The following is a 14,650-nucleotide window of genomic DNA, read 5'->3' as shown; positions in this document are numbered from 1 at the left end:
GCTCGGCATGAGTGGCGGTATCGTCCCCGGCGCGCGGTAACCGCCCTGCTCGGGCGACGGCATCGGAGGCGGCCTCATGCCCTCCGGCTGCTGATAGCCGGCCGGCGCGGGTGGCCGCGGCGGCGGCGTGCCCTCGGGTTCGCCGCGGCCTGGGAGGGGTGGCGGCACCGGAGACGGGTTCGGTTGTGGGCGTGGGTGATTCATCTGTCCCCCGGTTCGGCTCAGGTGCGGTCAGCCGGCGGGAGGCGGCGGGGGCGGGGTGCCGGGCAGCGGCGGCGGACCACCGAACAGCGGTTGCAGCGCGGGGACCGTCGAGGCCGCGGCCCACGCGGACATGCCGGTGGTCCAGACGTTCGTCTGCGGCGTGAGGCGGCCGGCGGCGACGAACTGGCGCAATTGGTCGACCGGGAACGGACCCGCTGCCTGTCCGTCGAGGTCGATGTGGAACTGCTGCTGCCCCGGAAGCGGCGGTGGCTGCTGCCCGTAGCCCGGCTGGGCATAGCCGGCGGCGGGTTGCGCGAATCCGGCCTGCATCGCGCCCGCCATCTGCCCGCCCAGGGCCACGCCCATCCCGGCCTGCATCGCCGCGCCCATCGCACCGCCGCCGGGATTCTGCGCTGCGGCGAGCATCGCGTCGGCCGCCTGCACCTGCTGGTACCGGTTCGGATCGCGGACGTTGTCGGCGAATCCACTGGCCTCGACGCCGCGGGCCACACCGCGAGTCATCGCCTGCTGAATTTCCTCCGGCAGCGAGATCGTCATGGTGACCGCGTCGACACCGAGTCCGAACGACGCCACCCGCTGCGCCACGAATTCGCGCAGCTTGTCGGACAATTCGACCTGACGGCCCTGGAGATCGATCGCGCCCAGGCCGGTGGCGAGCACCATATCCGAGAAGGCCAGCGCGACGGTGCGCCGCAGCAGATCGGTGATCTGCTCCATGTCGACCACGCTCTCGGTCCCGATGACCTGGCGCAGGAAGACGGCCGGGTCGACCACCTTGACGATGGTGGTGCCGTTGGCGCGGACCTGCACCATGCGGAAGTCGGGATCGCGCACCGTCACCGGTTGCGGTGTGCCCCAGCGGAAATCGGTGACGGGCCGGGTGTTGACGAAATACACCTCCGACCGGAACGGGCTGTTGAACCCGTGCTTCCACCCCTGCAGGGTGGACATGATCGGCATGTTCTCCGTGGTCAGGGCGTAATGGCCGGGCTCGTACCGGTCGGCGAGCTGCCCCCGGTAGACGAAGACGGCCTGCTGGCCCTCGCGCACGATCAGTTCGGCGCCGTTCTTGATCTCGTTGTCGTAGCGCGGGAACCGCCACGCCAGCGTGGAATTCGTATCGTCGAGCCATTCGATGATGTCGACGAATTCACCGCGGATCTTGTCCATCAGGCCCATGCGTACTTCCGTCCTCCCTCGGCGCATTCCGCCGCGCAGAGTATGGCACAAACGGATTCGCCGCGGCCGCTAGCATGAGGCGTTGTGGAGCAGCGATACGTGCGCAGATCGGGACGGGTGATTCTCGCGGACGCCGACGACCGGATTCTGCTCATCGCCTATCGCGGCACGCTGGATCCGCTGTACTGGATCACCCCCGGCGGCGGCATCGACGCGGCGGAATCGCCCGCCGAGGCGGCGGCACGGGAACTGCGTGAGGAGACCGGATTGCGAGTCGGCACAGCCGATCTCGGACCGCAGGTGGCGGTGGCCGCCGGGCATCTGGATATTCCGGGATGGCTGTCGGGCATGTTCCGCGAGGACTACTTCTTCTACCGGCTGCCCACCACCGGCGCCGACCTGGATACGAGCGGTCTGCTGAGCTACGAAAGCACCGCCATCGATGAATTCCGCTGGTGGAGTGCCGACGAGCTCGCGAGCACCGATCAGCAGGTGTATCCGCTCGGTCTGACCGGGCTGCTCGGCGAGCTGCTGGCGGGACGGATTCCGACCGAGCCGGTCACGCTGCCGTGGCGCGACCGGACCGGCGAAGCCTCCTGAACCCGGCGAAGTCTCGGGAATCTGCCGGGCCTCAGGACTTGCGGCCGGTGAATTCGTCCATCGAGTGGTACACGCCCACCTTGTTCAGGTAGTAGTCGCGCACCTTCAGCGGCAGCAGACCGGAGATGGCGCGGTTGAGCCGGGAGGTCCACGGCAGCACGACCAGCGCCGCACCGTTCTTCATCTCCCGCCACGCGGTGTCGACGACCTCTTCCTGCTCCAGGATCGGCGTGAACCAGAAACCCTTGGCGCCGTCGAACATTCCGGTGTTGATGTAGGTCGGGCACACCGTGGTGACCTTCACGTGCTCGTTGCCGGACTGCTCGAGTTCCAGGCGCACCGAATCCGACCAGCCGAGCGCCGCCCACTTGGACGCGGCGTAGACACTCATGCGCGGATTGGACACCAGCGCCGCCGAGGAGGCGATGTTCAGCACCCGAGCGGGGGTCTTGCGGTCCACCATCGCGGGCAGGAATTCCAGCGCGATGTACATGGGCGCCAGCGAATTGATCGCCATCGTCTTGTCGATGTCGGCGCGGTTCTCGGTCTCCCAGAAGTAGCCGTTGCCGCGCACGATTCCGGCGTTGTTGACCAGCACGTCGATATCGCCGACCTCCGATCGCACCGCGGCCGCGGCGTCGACGATCGACTGCTGGTCGGAGACGTCGACCACGTAGTGGTGCACCCGGCTCACCGATCCGGAGGACAGTTCGGCCGCGGTCTGCTTCAGCGCGGTCTCGTTGACATCCCACAGCACCACGTCGGCGGCCTGTTCGCGCACCGCCCGCTGGGCGAAGGATTTGCCCAGGCCCATCGCCGCGCCGGTGATCAGCACCCGCTTGCCCGCGACCGTATCCATGTTCGTTCCCTTTCCGATGTGCCCGAGCGGGCGAGATCACTTCTGCCGCAACGCCTTCATCGCGCCGAAGTAGAGCGTCATGGTCTTCGCCCACAGCGCTTCCGACATGCCCGGCAGCGGCGCGATCGGCAGTGCGCGCTGGACCGCGATGGTCTGGGTGTCGACGTATTTGAGCAGTCCCTCCGGACCGTGGCGGCGGCCGCTGCCCGAGATGCCGAGCCCGCCCGAGGGGGCCGCGACACTGCCCCACGCGGCGATGAAACCCTCGTTCACGTTCACCGATCCGGCGTGGATGCGGGCGGCGATCTCGCGGGCGCGTCCGGTATCGCGGCTCCACACACTGGCGTTGAGGCCGTAGGCGGTGTCGTTGGCCTGCTCGACGGCCTCGTCGTCGCTGTGCACGCGGTAGATCGAGACGACCGGGCCGAAGGTCTCCTCGCGATAGACCGTCATCCCCGGGCGCACCCCGGCCAGCACGGTCGGCTCGTAGAAGTAGGGGCCGAGGTCCGGCCGCGCACGGCCACCGGCCAGCACGGTCGCGCCCTTGGCGACGGCGTCCCGGACGTGTTCGGTGACCGTGTCGAGCTGGCGCGCGAAGGTCAGCGAACCCATCTCGTAGGAGTAGTCGAGTGCCGAACCGAGCCGCAAAGCCTGTGTGCCGGCGGTGAATTCGCTGACGAAGCGATCGTAGACACGGTCGTGCACATAGACGCGCTCGATGGATTCGCACAGCTGCCCGGCCGAGGCGAAACAGGCGCGCACCGCGATCTTGGCGGCCGCGCTCACATCGGCGTCGGCGAGCACCAGCAGTGGATTCTTGCCGCCCAGTTCGAGCGAGTAGCCGATCAGCCGCTCCCCCGCCTGCCGGGCGATGGTGCGGCCGGTGGCGCTGGAACCGGTGTAGTCGACGTAGTCGGCGCGCGCGATCACCTCGCCGCCGATCACCGAGCCGCGGCCCAGCACCGCCTGCCACAGACCCGCGGGCAGACCGGCGCGTTCGGCGACGTCGATCGCCCACAGGGCGGTGAGCGCGGTCTGGTTGTCCGGTCGCGCGACGACCGCGTTACCGGCCATCAGCGCGGGCAGCGCGTCGGAGGCGGCCAGGGCCAGCGGGTAATTCCACGGCGAGATCACCGCGACGACACCCTTCGGCCGGTTGCGGACCTCCACCTTGGTGAGCACCGGCAGCACACCGCGCGGGGTGCGCGAGGCCAGCAGTCGTTCGGCCGTGGCGGCGTAGTAGCGGGCGTTGACCGCCACGTCACCCACCTCGTCGAAGGCGTGCACGCGGGATTTGCCGGCCTCGGTCTGCACGATGTCGAGGATGGTGTCCTGTTCGGCCAGGACCAGATCGTGGAAGCGGCGCAGCACCGCGACGCGTTCGCGCACCGGAACCCGCGCCCACTGCTGCTGGGCGCTGCGGGCGGTCGCGAAGGCGGCATCGATATCGGCGGTGGACGACTGCGGCAGATCGGCGATCTTCGCGCCGGTGGCCGGGGCGAAGACCGCGACCGAGGGCGCGCCACCCGCGGTGGCGTGCGCGAGCAGGCGGTCCACCAACTCCTGCGGCAGGGCCGGGGCGGCGAGGTCTGGGGCGGTCGTCATTGTCGGCCCTCTCGGTCGGCAGATGCCCAACAATTTGTTGAACACCAGTGTTAGATTAACACCGATGTTAGATTAATGGGGCGATGCCGGGCACTGTCAAGTCCGCACGACCGATCAGGGAGGCACCACGGATGCCGCAGGACGGGATGGTCACCACTCACAACGGCGCTGCTCGCCGAGGCCGGCCGCCGCAGACGCCCGCCCAGGCCGACGAGGTGCGCTCCCGCATCGTCGCCGCCACCGCCGCGGTGTTCACCGAATTCGGTTCGCGCGGACTGAGTGTCGCCCGCATCATCGAACAGGCCGGGATTTCCCGGCCCACCTTCTACCGCTACTTCGCCAACGCCACTGCCCCGCTCGACGTGGTTCTCACCCAGTCCAACGAGGGACTGGTGGGCGGCATCCGCAGGGCACTGGAGGAGTCCGACGAGCCCGTGGCACTCGGTATCGGCATCATCGACGCCTACCTGGACTGGGCCCGCGGGCACGGGCCGATGCTGCGGCCGGTGTTCGCGGAGCTGCACGATCCGGCCTCACCGGTCTCGGCGTACCGGGAGCAGGCCTTCGACGACATCCGCGCGCTGGTGCGGGAGAAGTTCGCGGTGCTGGGCCGGCAACTGCCCGCACCGCTGGATCTCGACACCGCGCTGCAGGTCTGTGCCTTCGTGGTCTACCAGGTGTCGCTGGCCACGGCGCCGGGCGCGGAGCCCGATCCCGACGCGGTCGCCGAGGCCCGGCTGACGATGATCCGCACCGTGCTGGTCACGCTGGGGCGGCGCGAGGACGTCGAACTCGCGCTGACGATTCCGGGGATCTTCCTGCCCGCACCGGAGTGAAACCGGCAGGGGCGACCCGGATCAGCCGCGCAACCCGCTGGCCCGCAGCACCCGCCGCGAGATCCCGGCCTCCAGCGCCTCCGCCGTACCGATGATGCGGACCCGCTGCCGGGCGCGAGTGATCGCGGTGTAGAGCAGTTCACGAGTCAGCAGCGTCGATTCCGGGCCCGGCAGCACGATCGTCACCGCACCGTACTGGCTGCCCTGGCTGCGATGGATGGTCATCGCGTACACCGTGGTCACCCCCGGGAATTGGGTGGGATGCACCAGGTACGGTTCGCTGCCGCGCTGCAGCGCGGCGCGCAGGCCACCGTCGGCGGACCGCACGATGACGCCGGTGTCGCCGTTGTAGATGCGGGCCTCGTGATCATTGGCGGTCACCAGCAGTGGCTGTCCGGGAAACCACTGTCCCGCAAAGGTTTCCGTCCCGATGCCGGCCGCGGCCACCCAGCCGCCGGCCATCCGGTCCCACCGTTCGACACCGAACGGCCCCTGCCGGTGCGCACACAACAGGCGATGCGATTCCATTGCCCGCAGCGCGGCCGCGGCGTCCCCGGCCTCGGCGGCGGCGGTGGATTCGCGCGCGGCGCGCACCACGTCGGCGCGCACATCGGCGATCTCGTCGGGCTCGTGCAGGGACAGTTCCGCGCCGCCGTCGTGCAGCAGCGCCAGCGCGGTCTCGGCGTCCCCGGCGCGCACCGCCACCGCCAGATCGGCGATCCGGCCACCGAACCGGCGGCCGCGAGTGAGACGAATCATGCCGCCGCGCAAGCGGTTCCGCTCACGTTCGCTGAGATCCTCGGCACCCGCCACCGGGCCGGAACCGGTGTCCAGGATCTGCTCGAGGATCGGATTCGGCGGGCCGGCCACGGGCCCGGCGACCAGATCGGCGAGGACGGCGCCGGCGTCGACGGAGGCCAGCTGGTCCGGGTCGCCGACGAGGACCAGCCGCGCGTCCGGGCGCACGGCCGGCAGCAGCCTGCTCATCATGGTCAGCGACACCATGGAGGTTTCGTCGACGACGATGACGTCGTAGGGCAGCCGGTTGTGAGCGTGATGGCGGAAGCGGGTGGTACCGCCGCGCTGCCAGCCCAGCAGCCGGTGCACGGTGGCCGCGGTCAGTTCCGGGAGGTCGAGATCGCCGGCCTGTTCGCGCACCGATTCCTGCAGGCGCGCAGCGGCTTTGCCGGTCGGGGCGGCCAGCGCGATACGCAGCGGGGCCGTGTCGGCGACGGCGCGCTGATGAGCGACCAGCAGTGCGAGAATGCGGGCGATGGTGTGGGTCTTGCCGGTACCCGGGCCACCGGCGACCACCGTGGTCCAGCTGGTGGCGGCGACGGCGGCGGCGATGCGCTGGCGGTCCGGGGCGGCGCCGGGCCCGCCCGTGCCGGGGAACAGCCGGTCCAGTTCGCGGCGCACGGTGTCCGGGTCGACGAGCGGATGGCCGTGCGCACGCTCCGCGAGCACCTCGCGAATCGTCTGTTCCTGCCGGTAGTAGCGATCCAGATACAGCAGCGGCCCGCCCTCGGAGTCGACCAGCCGCAGCGGGCACAGCGGTCCGGCCGGACTGCCGCACACCAGCGGGCTCGCGCGCAACTGCTCACACAGGCTGTCGACATCAGGCCAGGGCAGCAGAGCGGGATCGATCGGCTCCGCGTCGCCGAGATCGAAACCCTCACCGTCGACGCCGATTTCGTGCATGCGCCGCAGCTCCAGGCACACCGACCCCGACCGCACCGCGCGCACCGCGAGGGCGGCGGCCAACAGCACCTGTTCCCCGGATTCACCGCCGAGCCGGCCCAGCCGCAACGCCACGTGCACATCGGCCGCCGACAGCACACCGGCGGTGTTGAAGGTCCGCAACAGTCCCGTGGCGCGCTGCGCCAGAGCAATCGCCGTCATCCGCCCTCCTGACCGGCCAGCAGATCCGACAGCGCCACGATCAGCTCCGCCGGTGGGTCCCAGTCGAAGACGCCGTGGCCGGGCGGGGTGGCGGGACCGATCATGCCGCGCACGAACAGATAGCGCACCCCACCGAGGTGGCGAGCCGGGTCGTAGCCGGGCAACCGCCAGCGCAGATAGCGGTGCAGCGCAGCCGAATACAGCAGCGCCTGCAGCGGATAGTGCGAACGCGTCATCTCCTCGGCCATGCGGTCGCGCCGGTAGTGCGCGACGGTCAGCTCACCGGTGCCGAGCCGATTGGTCTTGTAGTCGACGACCAGGAAGCGGGGGCCGTCGGTCCGCAGCACCGCGTCGATACTTCCGGTCAGATACCCGCGCAGCGGAATATCGTCGAGCAGGTCGAGGGCATCGGCGTAGCCGGCGAACGGATCGTCGGACCGCAGATGTTTGCGCAGCAGGGCGCCGATGCGCCGGACCGTCACCCGCTGCGCCACCGGGTCGTCACCACCCGCGAGCGGCAACTCGAATTCCAGTTCGTTCAACCGATCCCGGGAGCGGATATCGGCCAGCGCGACCGGATCACACGGCGTGCGCAACACCGCGACGAGCGCGTGAGCGAGGGCGCCGGGATCGATATCGGCCATGAGTTGCTCGACGGCCTGTTCGCAGCGCAGCCGGACCTCGGCGGCCAGATCGGGGGCATCGGTGTCGACCAGCTCGAGCACGCCGTGCACGAGGGTGCCGAATTCGGCGCCGTAGGGCAGGTCGTTCATCAACGACAATGGCGCGCCGGCGAACTCGTCCTCGCCCCCGAGGCCGGGACCGAGTTCCGGCGCGGGCGACAGCGGCTCGTCGGCGCCGCCCTCGACGGTATCCGGCGCCACGAAATCCGTTGCACCATGGGAAACTTCGTGAGCCGAGGCGGTGAGCGCCGAGTACGAGGTACGGCGCCAGTCGTGGTCGACGGACCGGGTGAACCGCGCGGCCGCCAGTGCCGTATCGCCGGTATGGCCGCGTTCGGTGCGCAGTTGTGCCTCGACCGCCGCGCGGACGGGCTCGATCTCGATCAGGCCGGGCCCGGCCGCCGCGGCCCATTCACGCAACTGCTGCAGCACGATCGGATCCGCGGGCACCTCGCTGCGCGCCGGCACCTCCGCGCTGCCGGGGGCGCGACCCAGGATCATCCGGTGCAGCGGTGCGGCCGCCGTACCGTAGGCCGGCGCCCACCAGGCCACCACCTGGCACTGCGCCCGGGTCAGCGCGACATACAGCAGCCGCAGCTCCTCGCCTGCCTCTTCGGCCTCGCAGCGGCGGCGGTGCTCGGCGTAACCGGGCGCTTCCGGGCCGCCGACGTCGAGGACTCGTTCGTCGCCGTCGTGGAACAGCAGCGTCGACGGATTGGGGTTCTTCGCGCCGTCCCACGCGAAAGGCAGATAGACGACGGGGAATTCCAGGCCCTTGCTGGCGTGCACGGTGGCGATCTGCACCGCGGCCGCGTCGCGGTCGAGGCGGCGGCTGCGTCCCGCGACGGCGCCCGAGGCCGGATCGCGAACGCGGTCGGCCAGCCAGCGGGTGAGCGCGGTGAGCCCGAGCGATTCCCGCGCGGCGACCTCGTCGAGTAGTTGCGCGATATGCCGCAGATCGGTCAGGCGTCGTTCGCCGCCGCTCTGGGCCAGCAGTCGCGGCGCGGGCTGGGCCTGGGCGGACAGCCGGTCGAACACGGCCGCGAAACCCGAGCGCGCGAACAGCCGGGCCGCATCGCGCAGCTGGGTGCTGAGCCGGCCCACCAGATCCGCACCACCGGCGTCGATGTCGGCGGCGGACAGGCCGAGCAGCGGCGTGGTGGCCGCCAGCCGCACCCGGTCGCCGCGATGCGGTTGTTCCAGCGCCCGCAGCACCCACAGCCAGTCGGTGGCGCTGCGGGTGGCGAACACGCTCGCGCCCCCGGCGAGGACGGACGCGACACCCGCGCGATCCAGTTCCGCGCGCACCAGGTCGATCTGCGCGCGGGTGCGGACCAGCACCGCGATGTCGCCGGGGCCGAGCGCGCGGTCGCCGAACCGCGCCCCGGACTCGAGGGTGCGGACGATATCGGCGGCGAGGTCGGTGGCCACGCGATCGCGCTGGCGGCCCACCACCGGAAATCCGCTGCCGTTCAACGGTCCGGCGCCCTGGCGGGGAAAACATCTGAGCCGCAAGGGAACCGCCGCGCCCTCCGGCCCGGCGAGCCGGCTGCGCGGCCGCACCGCCGTGACCGGCGGCACCGTGATCTGCGCATGTCCCAGGGCCGCGCCGCCCAGCATGTGGTGCAGCGCCGCCAGCAGACCCGCGTCGCTGCGGCGGTTGGTGTCCAGTTCGCGACGGGTGCCGGCGTGGGCGACCGCGTCCAGATAACTGAGGACCTCGGCGCCGCGGAAGGCGTAGATCGCCTGCTTCGGATCGCCGACCAGCACCAGGGTGGTGTGGTCGTGGAAGACCCGCCGCAGGATGTCCCACTGCAAGGGGTCGGTGTCCTGGAATTCGTCGACCAGCGTCACGCGGAAGCGGTCGCGGATACGGCGGCAGGCGCGCTCGCCGTGGACCGGGTCGGCGAGCACGTCGTGCAGCAGCACCAGCTGGTCGTCGAAGTCGCGGATGCCCGAAAGCCGTTTGCGCCGATCGACTTCCGCGCGCACCGCGGCCGCGAACGCCGCCGCCTCGGCCGCCGGGTGATCGCCGAGCTCCTCCCCCGGCACCAGCCGCGCGCGCCGGTCCGCCACCGCGGCCGCCGCCAGCGACAGCGCCTGCCGCACCGGCATCGGCGCACCGCCGCGGGCATAGCGGGCCAGATAGAGATCCTCCGCGACCGTGCTCACCAGTTCCTCGATGCCCTCGACCAGCCGCACCCGCGGATCGTGTTCGCCCTCGATGCCGAGTTCGTCGAGCATGCGCTGACAGAACCCGTGCGTGGTGGAGATGGTGCCGGCGTCGAAATCCGACAGCGCGGCGACCAGCCGCCGGCGCCGGCGCGCCACCTCGGCCGGGTCGGCATCGGCCAGATGGGCGATCAGCTCGTCGGTTCCGGCGCGCGCGGCTTCGGGATCGTCGAGCGCGGCCGCGACCGTGACGAACCGCTCCCGGGTGCGCTCCCGCAACTCCTGCGTCGCCGCCCGGCTGAAGGTCACCAGCAGCAACTGCGAGATGTCGACCAGCCCCTCGGCGACGAACCGCACCGCCAGCCCGACAATGGCATAGGTCTTGCCGGTGCCCGCGCTGGCCTCGAGAACGGTTGTCCCCGTGGGCAATTCACCGCAGAGGTCGAACTGCCCGAACGACGCGGCGCCCCGTGTGGCGATGCCCCGGACGTTCCTGCGCCCGGGACTTCCGGAGGCAGTGTTACGGCGGTTCGACGGCGAGCGGGCCGGCGCCGGTTCGGCTTCCACGTCGACGGATCGCACGGCCATTTCCGGGACAGTGCGGTCGGCCGCGTCGACGCACGCACCCTCGGTATCGACCGCTTCGGTGCCGACCGTATCGGCCGCCTCGGCATCTACCGCGTCGGAAGCGCCGACATCCGCCGCCTCGGCATCGGAGGGCTTGCCGGCCGAATCGGGAAGGTCCGTCCCGTTCCCTGGACTTACCTCGTCGACAGCGAAAAGTTCGGCGGCATCGGCCGATTCGTCGGCATCGCGAGTGCGCCGGCGGCGGGTGGTGGTGTGCGCCGGCGCTTCCGCGGTGCGCAGATCGGTGACGGGGAACAGTTCCTCGGTCATGGCTGCCCCTGGGATTCGTTGGCCAGCAGCGGATTCCACAGTCGGCGGGCCACCGAGCCGAATGTGGTGCTCTCGCCGTACCGGTCCGGTTCGGGCAGCGGGGTTTCCAGTTGCTCGAAGCTCGGTTCGGGTCCCCGGATGTAGGTCAGATAGCGGTCGGTGTGGTCGCCGAACGGGCGCGGACCCTTCGGCCCGCCGTAGAACTCCTCCTCCGCGGCCGCGCGCGCGGAGTCGAGATCCGCTCCGCGACAACGGCGTTCGGCATACAGTGCCGATGCCGAGGGCGCGAACGACAGCGGTTCGGCCAGACCCTCCTCGCGCAGGTCGGCCAGGTCGCGCAACAGGTCCGCCGCGAGCGCGGGGGCCGGTGCGGTGAGCGACGAACGCCAAGCGGGTCGACCGAATTTGCCGCGCCCGATGCTCACCGCCTGCCAGCTCTGGTGCCGTTCGGTGGCGGCCAGCGCCAGCAGCCGCACCCACGCCGCCATCCGATGCTTGGGCGCCAGCCGCGAATAGGTGGCGCGCACGACCGCGTCGTCGTGCACATCGGCGACCGTCCCGGTCAGCCGCCGCCCCGATCCCAGATCCACCGCGACATCGATGGTGCGCGCCGGTGCCTGCTGCAATGGCGCGGCGACCTGCACCAGCCGGTCGACCGTGGATTCCACCTCGGCCAACACCGCCGCGCCGAGACCGAACGGCGGCAAGGTGCCGCGCCGCCATTCCGCGGCCCGCAGCGCGGCCGGGTCGGCGCCGGTGAGCCGGGCCGCCAGCATGCGTTCACCGATATTCCAGGTCGCCAGTCCGGTCAGTTCGATGGGCAGGCGTTCGTCGATGTCCTCGTCCTCCTCCGGCACCCGGATGCCCAGGCGCTGCCACAGGAAGGCCCGGATCGGATGTTCGGCGAACGACACCAGTTCCGCCAGTTCCACATCCGTGCGCGCCACGGCGGGCAGCGGGCCGGGCAGCCACGGCGGACTCGGTTGCGCGGGGCGGGCCGCGGCACGGGCGGCGGCCAGCGCGAGGGTGTCGAAACCGAACGGGTCGCGCGCATCGAAGTTGCGGCCGTCGTAGGCCTGCAGCGGATGACGCCGCACCACCTCGCCGGTGCCGCGGTGGGCGCGCACCACGTCGATCAGTTCCGCGAGCGGTGTGACCGGTGGCCGGGGCGTTCCGGTCACCGGATCGGCGCCGGTGTAGAGCACGACGAGACGGTCTTCGGCGGCGAGGACGGCGTCGAGCAGCAGACCACGGTCCTCGCTGCGCGGATCACGTTCTCCGACAAGGGGTTCCCGCGCGGTGACGTCGTCGCCGTCGATGCCGCCGGTGCGCGGGAACACCTCGTCGTCGAGCCCGAGCAGCACCACCACCCGATGCGGGACCGACCGCATCGGCGCCAGCCCGCACACGGTGAGCTCGCCGGTGCGGTAGTTCGAGCGCGGCGCCCGGGCCCGCGACCGCGCCCGCAAGGCCGCGATCACATCGGGCAGCCGCAACTCGGCCGCGTCCGCGTGTTCGAACGCGGCGGCGAGTTCCCGCCGTGCCTGCACTCCCTGCCAGGCCGCCGCGGCCGGCAGGTCGGTGAGCAGATCGAGTGCGCGGTGCAGAATCTGCAACCACTGCCGCGCGGGTCGCGGCGTGCCGGCGGGTTCGGCCGGGGTGGGCCCGCTCAGATCGCGCACGCAGACCGCGAGCCGATCGACGAATTCGGCGAACCGCCCGGCCAGGTCCACGTCGCCGGAGTCGACGTCGTCGAGCGGCAGGGCCAGATCCAGCCAGTCCTCGCCCGATTCCCCGGCGGCGACGCCGAGCAGAATGCGGTCGACGGCCGCGTTGAGGGTGTTCTGGCCGAATTCGGCGAGGCCGAAGGCCTGCCGCTGCCGTTGCACGATCCCCCAGCGAGCGCCGGTTTCGGCGGCCCATTCGCGCAGCCGCTCGATATCGTCGTCGTCGAATCCGCAGCGGTATCGGACGGGTTCGGTCGCGGCGAGGTCGAGCACCTGGGTGACACCGACCCGCCCCTCGGCCAGCGCCAGCAGATCCTCCAGCACCGCGAGCACCGAATTCGCCGCGCCCGCACTGCGTTCGGCGGGCCGGACCCGCAAGCCGTGCGCGGGATTGGCGTCGGGGTCGTCGAGAGCGGCGGGCCCCTGGCCGAAGGCCGCCCGCACGAGCGGTGCGAAGCCGTCGGGATCGGGGCACAGCACGATCACGTCGCGCGGTTCGAGGGTGGGATCGCGCTGGAAGAGGCCGAGCAGAACATCGCGCAACACCTCCACCTGCCGAGCAGGGCCGTGGCAGGCGTGGATCTGCACGCTGTCGTCACCCTCGCGCGCGACCGGCGGCCAGTGGTCGGCGCGGATGGCGTGCTGCACCTCGGAAAGCAGTGTGCCCGAACGATCTCCGGTATCGGCGCGCTCGGGACCGGGCGGATGGTGCCGGTCGGTGAACTCGACGGTGGATACCCGGTTCTGCACTTCCCGCACGTCGCGGCCCAGCGCTGCCAGCAGCGGATGCCGGGCGATCGGTTCGGCGACCACTCGCCGGGGAGCGGCGCGACGGGTGCGCACGATCGTCGCGGCGCCCGTGGGCCCCGTCGCGGCGGCGACCTCGACGCCCTCCGAATCGGACCCGCGCAGCCGTTCCCACAGTGCCGGGCTGGGATGGGCGAGCCAGATGTGCACGTCCCGGTGTTCGGCCACCGCCTCGAGCACCGCGAGCTGCGCGGCCGGGATCCGGGGCAGTCCGAAGATCGAAAGCCGCTGCGGCAGATCGATACTCGCGGGATCGGTGCGCAGCCGGTGGCACACGGTGTCGAGCCGCTGCGCCGGTGCGGGGATGCCGATCGTCTCGCGCACCCGCCGCCACAGCCGCGGCTGCCACAGCAGGTCCTCGGGCAGCTCGGCACCGCAGCCGTCGGTATCGGCGCCGCCCGCCCAGTCGGTGATCAATGTCGGGCGGGTCGTGCCGTAATTGTCGAACAGGGTCGCGATATGTGTCGCGGTGCCCAGCCGCCGGCCCGCCCGGTATGCCTCGGCCGGGCCCGCGCCCACGCCCAGATGGCGGGCCAGCACCGCCGCCCACGGCTCGCCGATTGCGGCGTCCATCGCGGCCAGCATCGGCCACACCAGCCGGTCGGGTGCCCACAGGTCGGCGTCGGCGGCGATGCCGGAGGCCGCGGCCGAGATGTCGGCGACCAGCGCCGCCGGGGTCGGATAGTCGATGTTGGCGGCCACGCCGTCACCGGTTCGCGCGCCCAGGGTTACCGCGAGCCGCTGGTTGAGCCAGCGTTGCACTCCGTGCGCGCCGACCGCGACGACCTCGGCGGCGAAGGGGTCCGGTAGCGGGTGCGACAGCATCGCGGCGAGCGCGTCGGCGAGCGTGCGCGCCGACTCGGCCCGATGGATGTGCAGCACCTGCGCACCGCCTCTCTGTCCCTCGCGCGCGATCCGTTGTCGCGGTGATGCGGCGCGCACGATCCTACAAACCCGGCCACCGCCCCCGGCGGCACCGACCCGCCTCGGAGCGCCGCACCCCGCGAATGCCGTGGCGCGAGCCGCCCGCAACCGACCGGGCAACGCCCGTTACCACCGATTTGCCGCCCTTCGCAGCATCCCACCAAACATTCGGCAACACAATCGAATCCGGCCATCATGACCATTCGGCTATTGCGAACGCAATTCGCCACCGCG

The 14,650-nt window shown here is 71.3% G+C and carries 8 protein-coding genes; 2 read left to right on the top strand and 6 right to left on the bottom strand.

Annotated elements, in window-relative coordinates:
• Positions 1–231 precede the first annotated feature (231 nt).
• Positions 232–1,404, bottom strand: coding sequence for an SPFH domain-containing protein (locus tag NA3_RS19560; RefSeq protein ID WP_062965077.1), 1,173 nt, complete (start codon positions 1,402–1,404; stop codon positions 232–234).
• An 84-nt stretch (positions 1,405–1,488) separates the two neighbouring features.
• On the opposite strand from NA3_RS19560, the gene NA3_RS19555 reads away from it, so the two are divergent.
• On the top strand, positions 1,489–2,004 hold the full coding sequence (locus NA3_RS19555) for an NUDIX domain-containing protein (protein ID WP_063917606.1): 516 nt from the start codon (positions 1,489–1,491) through the stop codon (positions 2,002–2,004).
• A 31-nt stretch (positions 2,005–2,035) separates the two neighbouring features.
• Here the strand turns inward: NA3_RS19555 and NA3_RS19550 are convergent, their stop codons facing one another.
• Together NA3_RS19550 and NA3_RS19545 are read right to left on the bottom strand one after the other, a co-directional pair.
• Positions 2,036–2,863 (bottom strand): SDR family NAD(P)-dependent oxidoreductase, encoded by an 828-nt coding sequence (locus tag NA3_RS19550; protein WP_062965075.1) that lies wholly within the window; start codon positions 2,861–2,863, stop codon positions 2,036–2,038.
• Positions 2,864–2,899: 36 nt separating this feature from the next.
• On the bottom strand, positions 2,900–4,468 hold the full coding sequence (locus tag NA3_RS19545) for a succinic semialdehyde dehydrogenase (RefSeq protein WP_062965074.1): 1,569 nt from the start codon (positions 4,466–4,468) through the stop codon (positions 2,900–2,902).
• 131 nt (positions 4,469–4,599) lie between these two features.
• On the opposite strand from NA3_RS19545, the gene NA3_RS19540 reads away from it, so the two are divergent.
• The gene (locus NA3_RS19540) at positions 4,600–5,304 is read left to right on the top strand and encodes a TetR/AcrR family transcriptional regulator (RefSeq protein WP_227995253.1); all 705 of its coding nucleotides are present in this window, start codon (positions 4,600–4,602) and stop codon (positions 5,302–5,304) included.
• 21 nt (positions 5,305–5,325) lie between these two features.
• On the opposite strand, the gene recD is transcribed toward NA3_RS19540, so the two are convergent.
• Genes recD through recC form a run of 3 tightly spaced genes read right to left on the bottom strand, consistent with a single transcriptional unit; the run spans position 5,326 to position 14,374 of the window.
• Positions 5,326–7,206, bottom strand: coding sequence for an exodeoxyribonuclease V subunit alpha (recD, locus tag NA3_RS19535; protein ID WP_062965073.1), 1,881 nt, complete (start codon positions 7,204–7,206; stop codon positions 5,326–5,328).
• Entirely contained in the window at positions 7,203–10,958 is a 3,756-nt protein-coding gene (locus NA3_RS19530; RefSeq protein ID WP_227995255.1) for a UvrD-helicase domain-containing protein, read from the bottom strand. Before NA3_RS19530 ends, recD begins: the two co-directional genes overlap by 4 nt.
• The gene (recC, locus tag NA3_RS19525) at positions 10,955–14,374 is read right to left on the bottom strand and encodes an exodeoxyribonuclease V subunit gamma (RefSeq protein WP_062965072.1); all 3,420 of its coding nucleotides are present in this window, start codon (positions 14,372–14,374) and stop codon (positions 10,955–10,957) included. Before recC ends, NA3_RS19530 begins: the two co-directional genes overlap by 4 nt.
• Between the last annotated feature and the right edge of the window lie 276 nt (positions 14,375–14,650).

This window comes from Nocardia africana NBRC 100379, assembly GCF_001612635.1.
Classification (GTDB): Bacteria; Actinomycetota; Actinomycetes; order Mycobacteriales; family Mycobacteriaceae; genus Nocardia; species Nocardia africana.
Note: the sequence above shows the minus strand (reverse complement) of the source record. Positions and strands in the feature narration are given on the sequence as shown.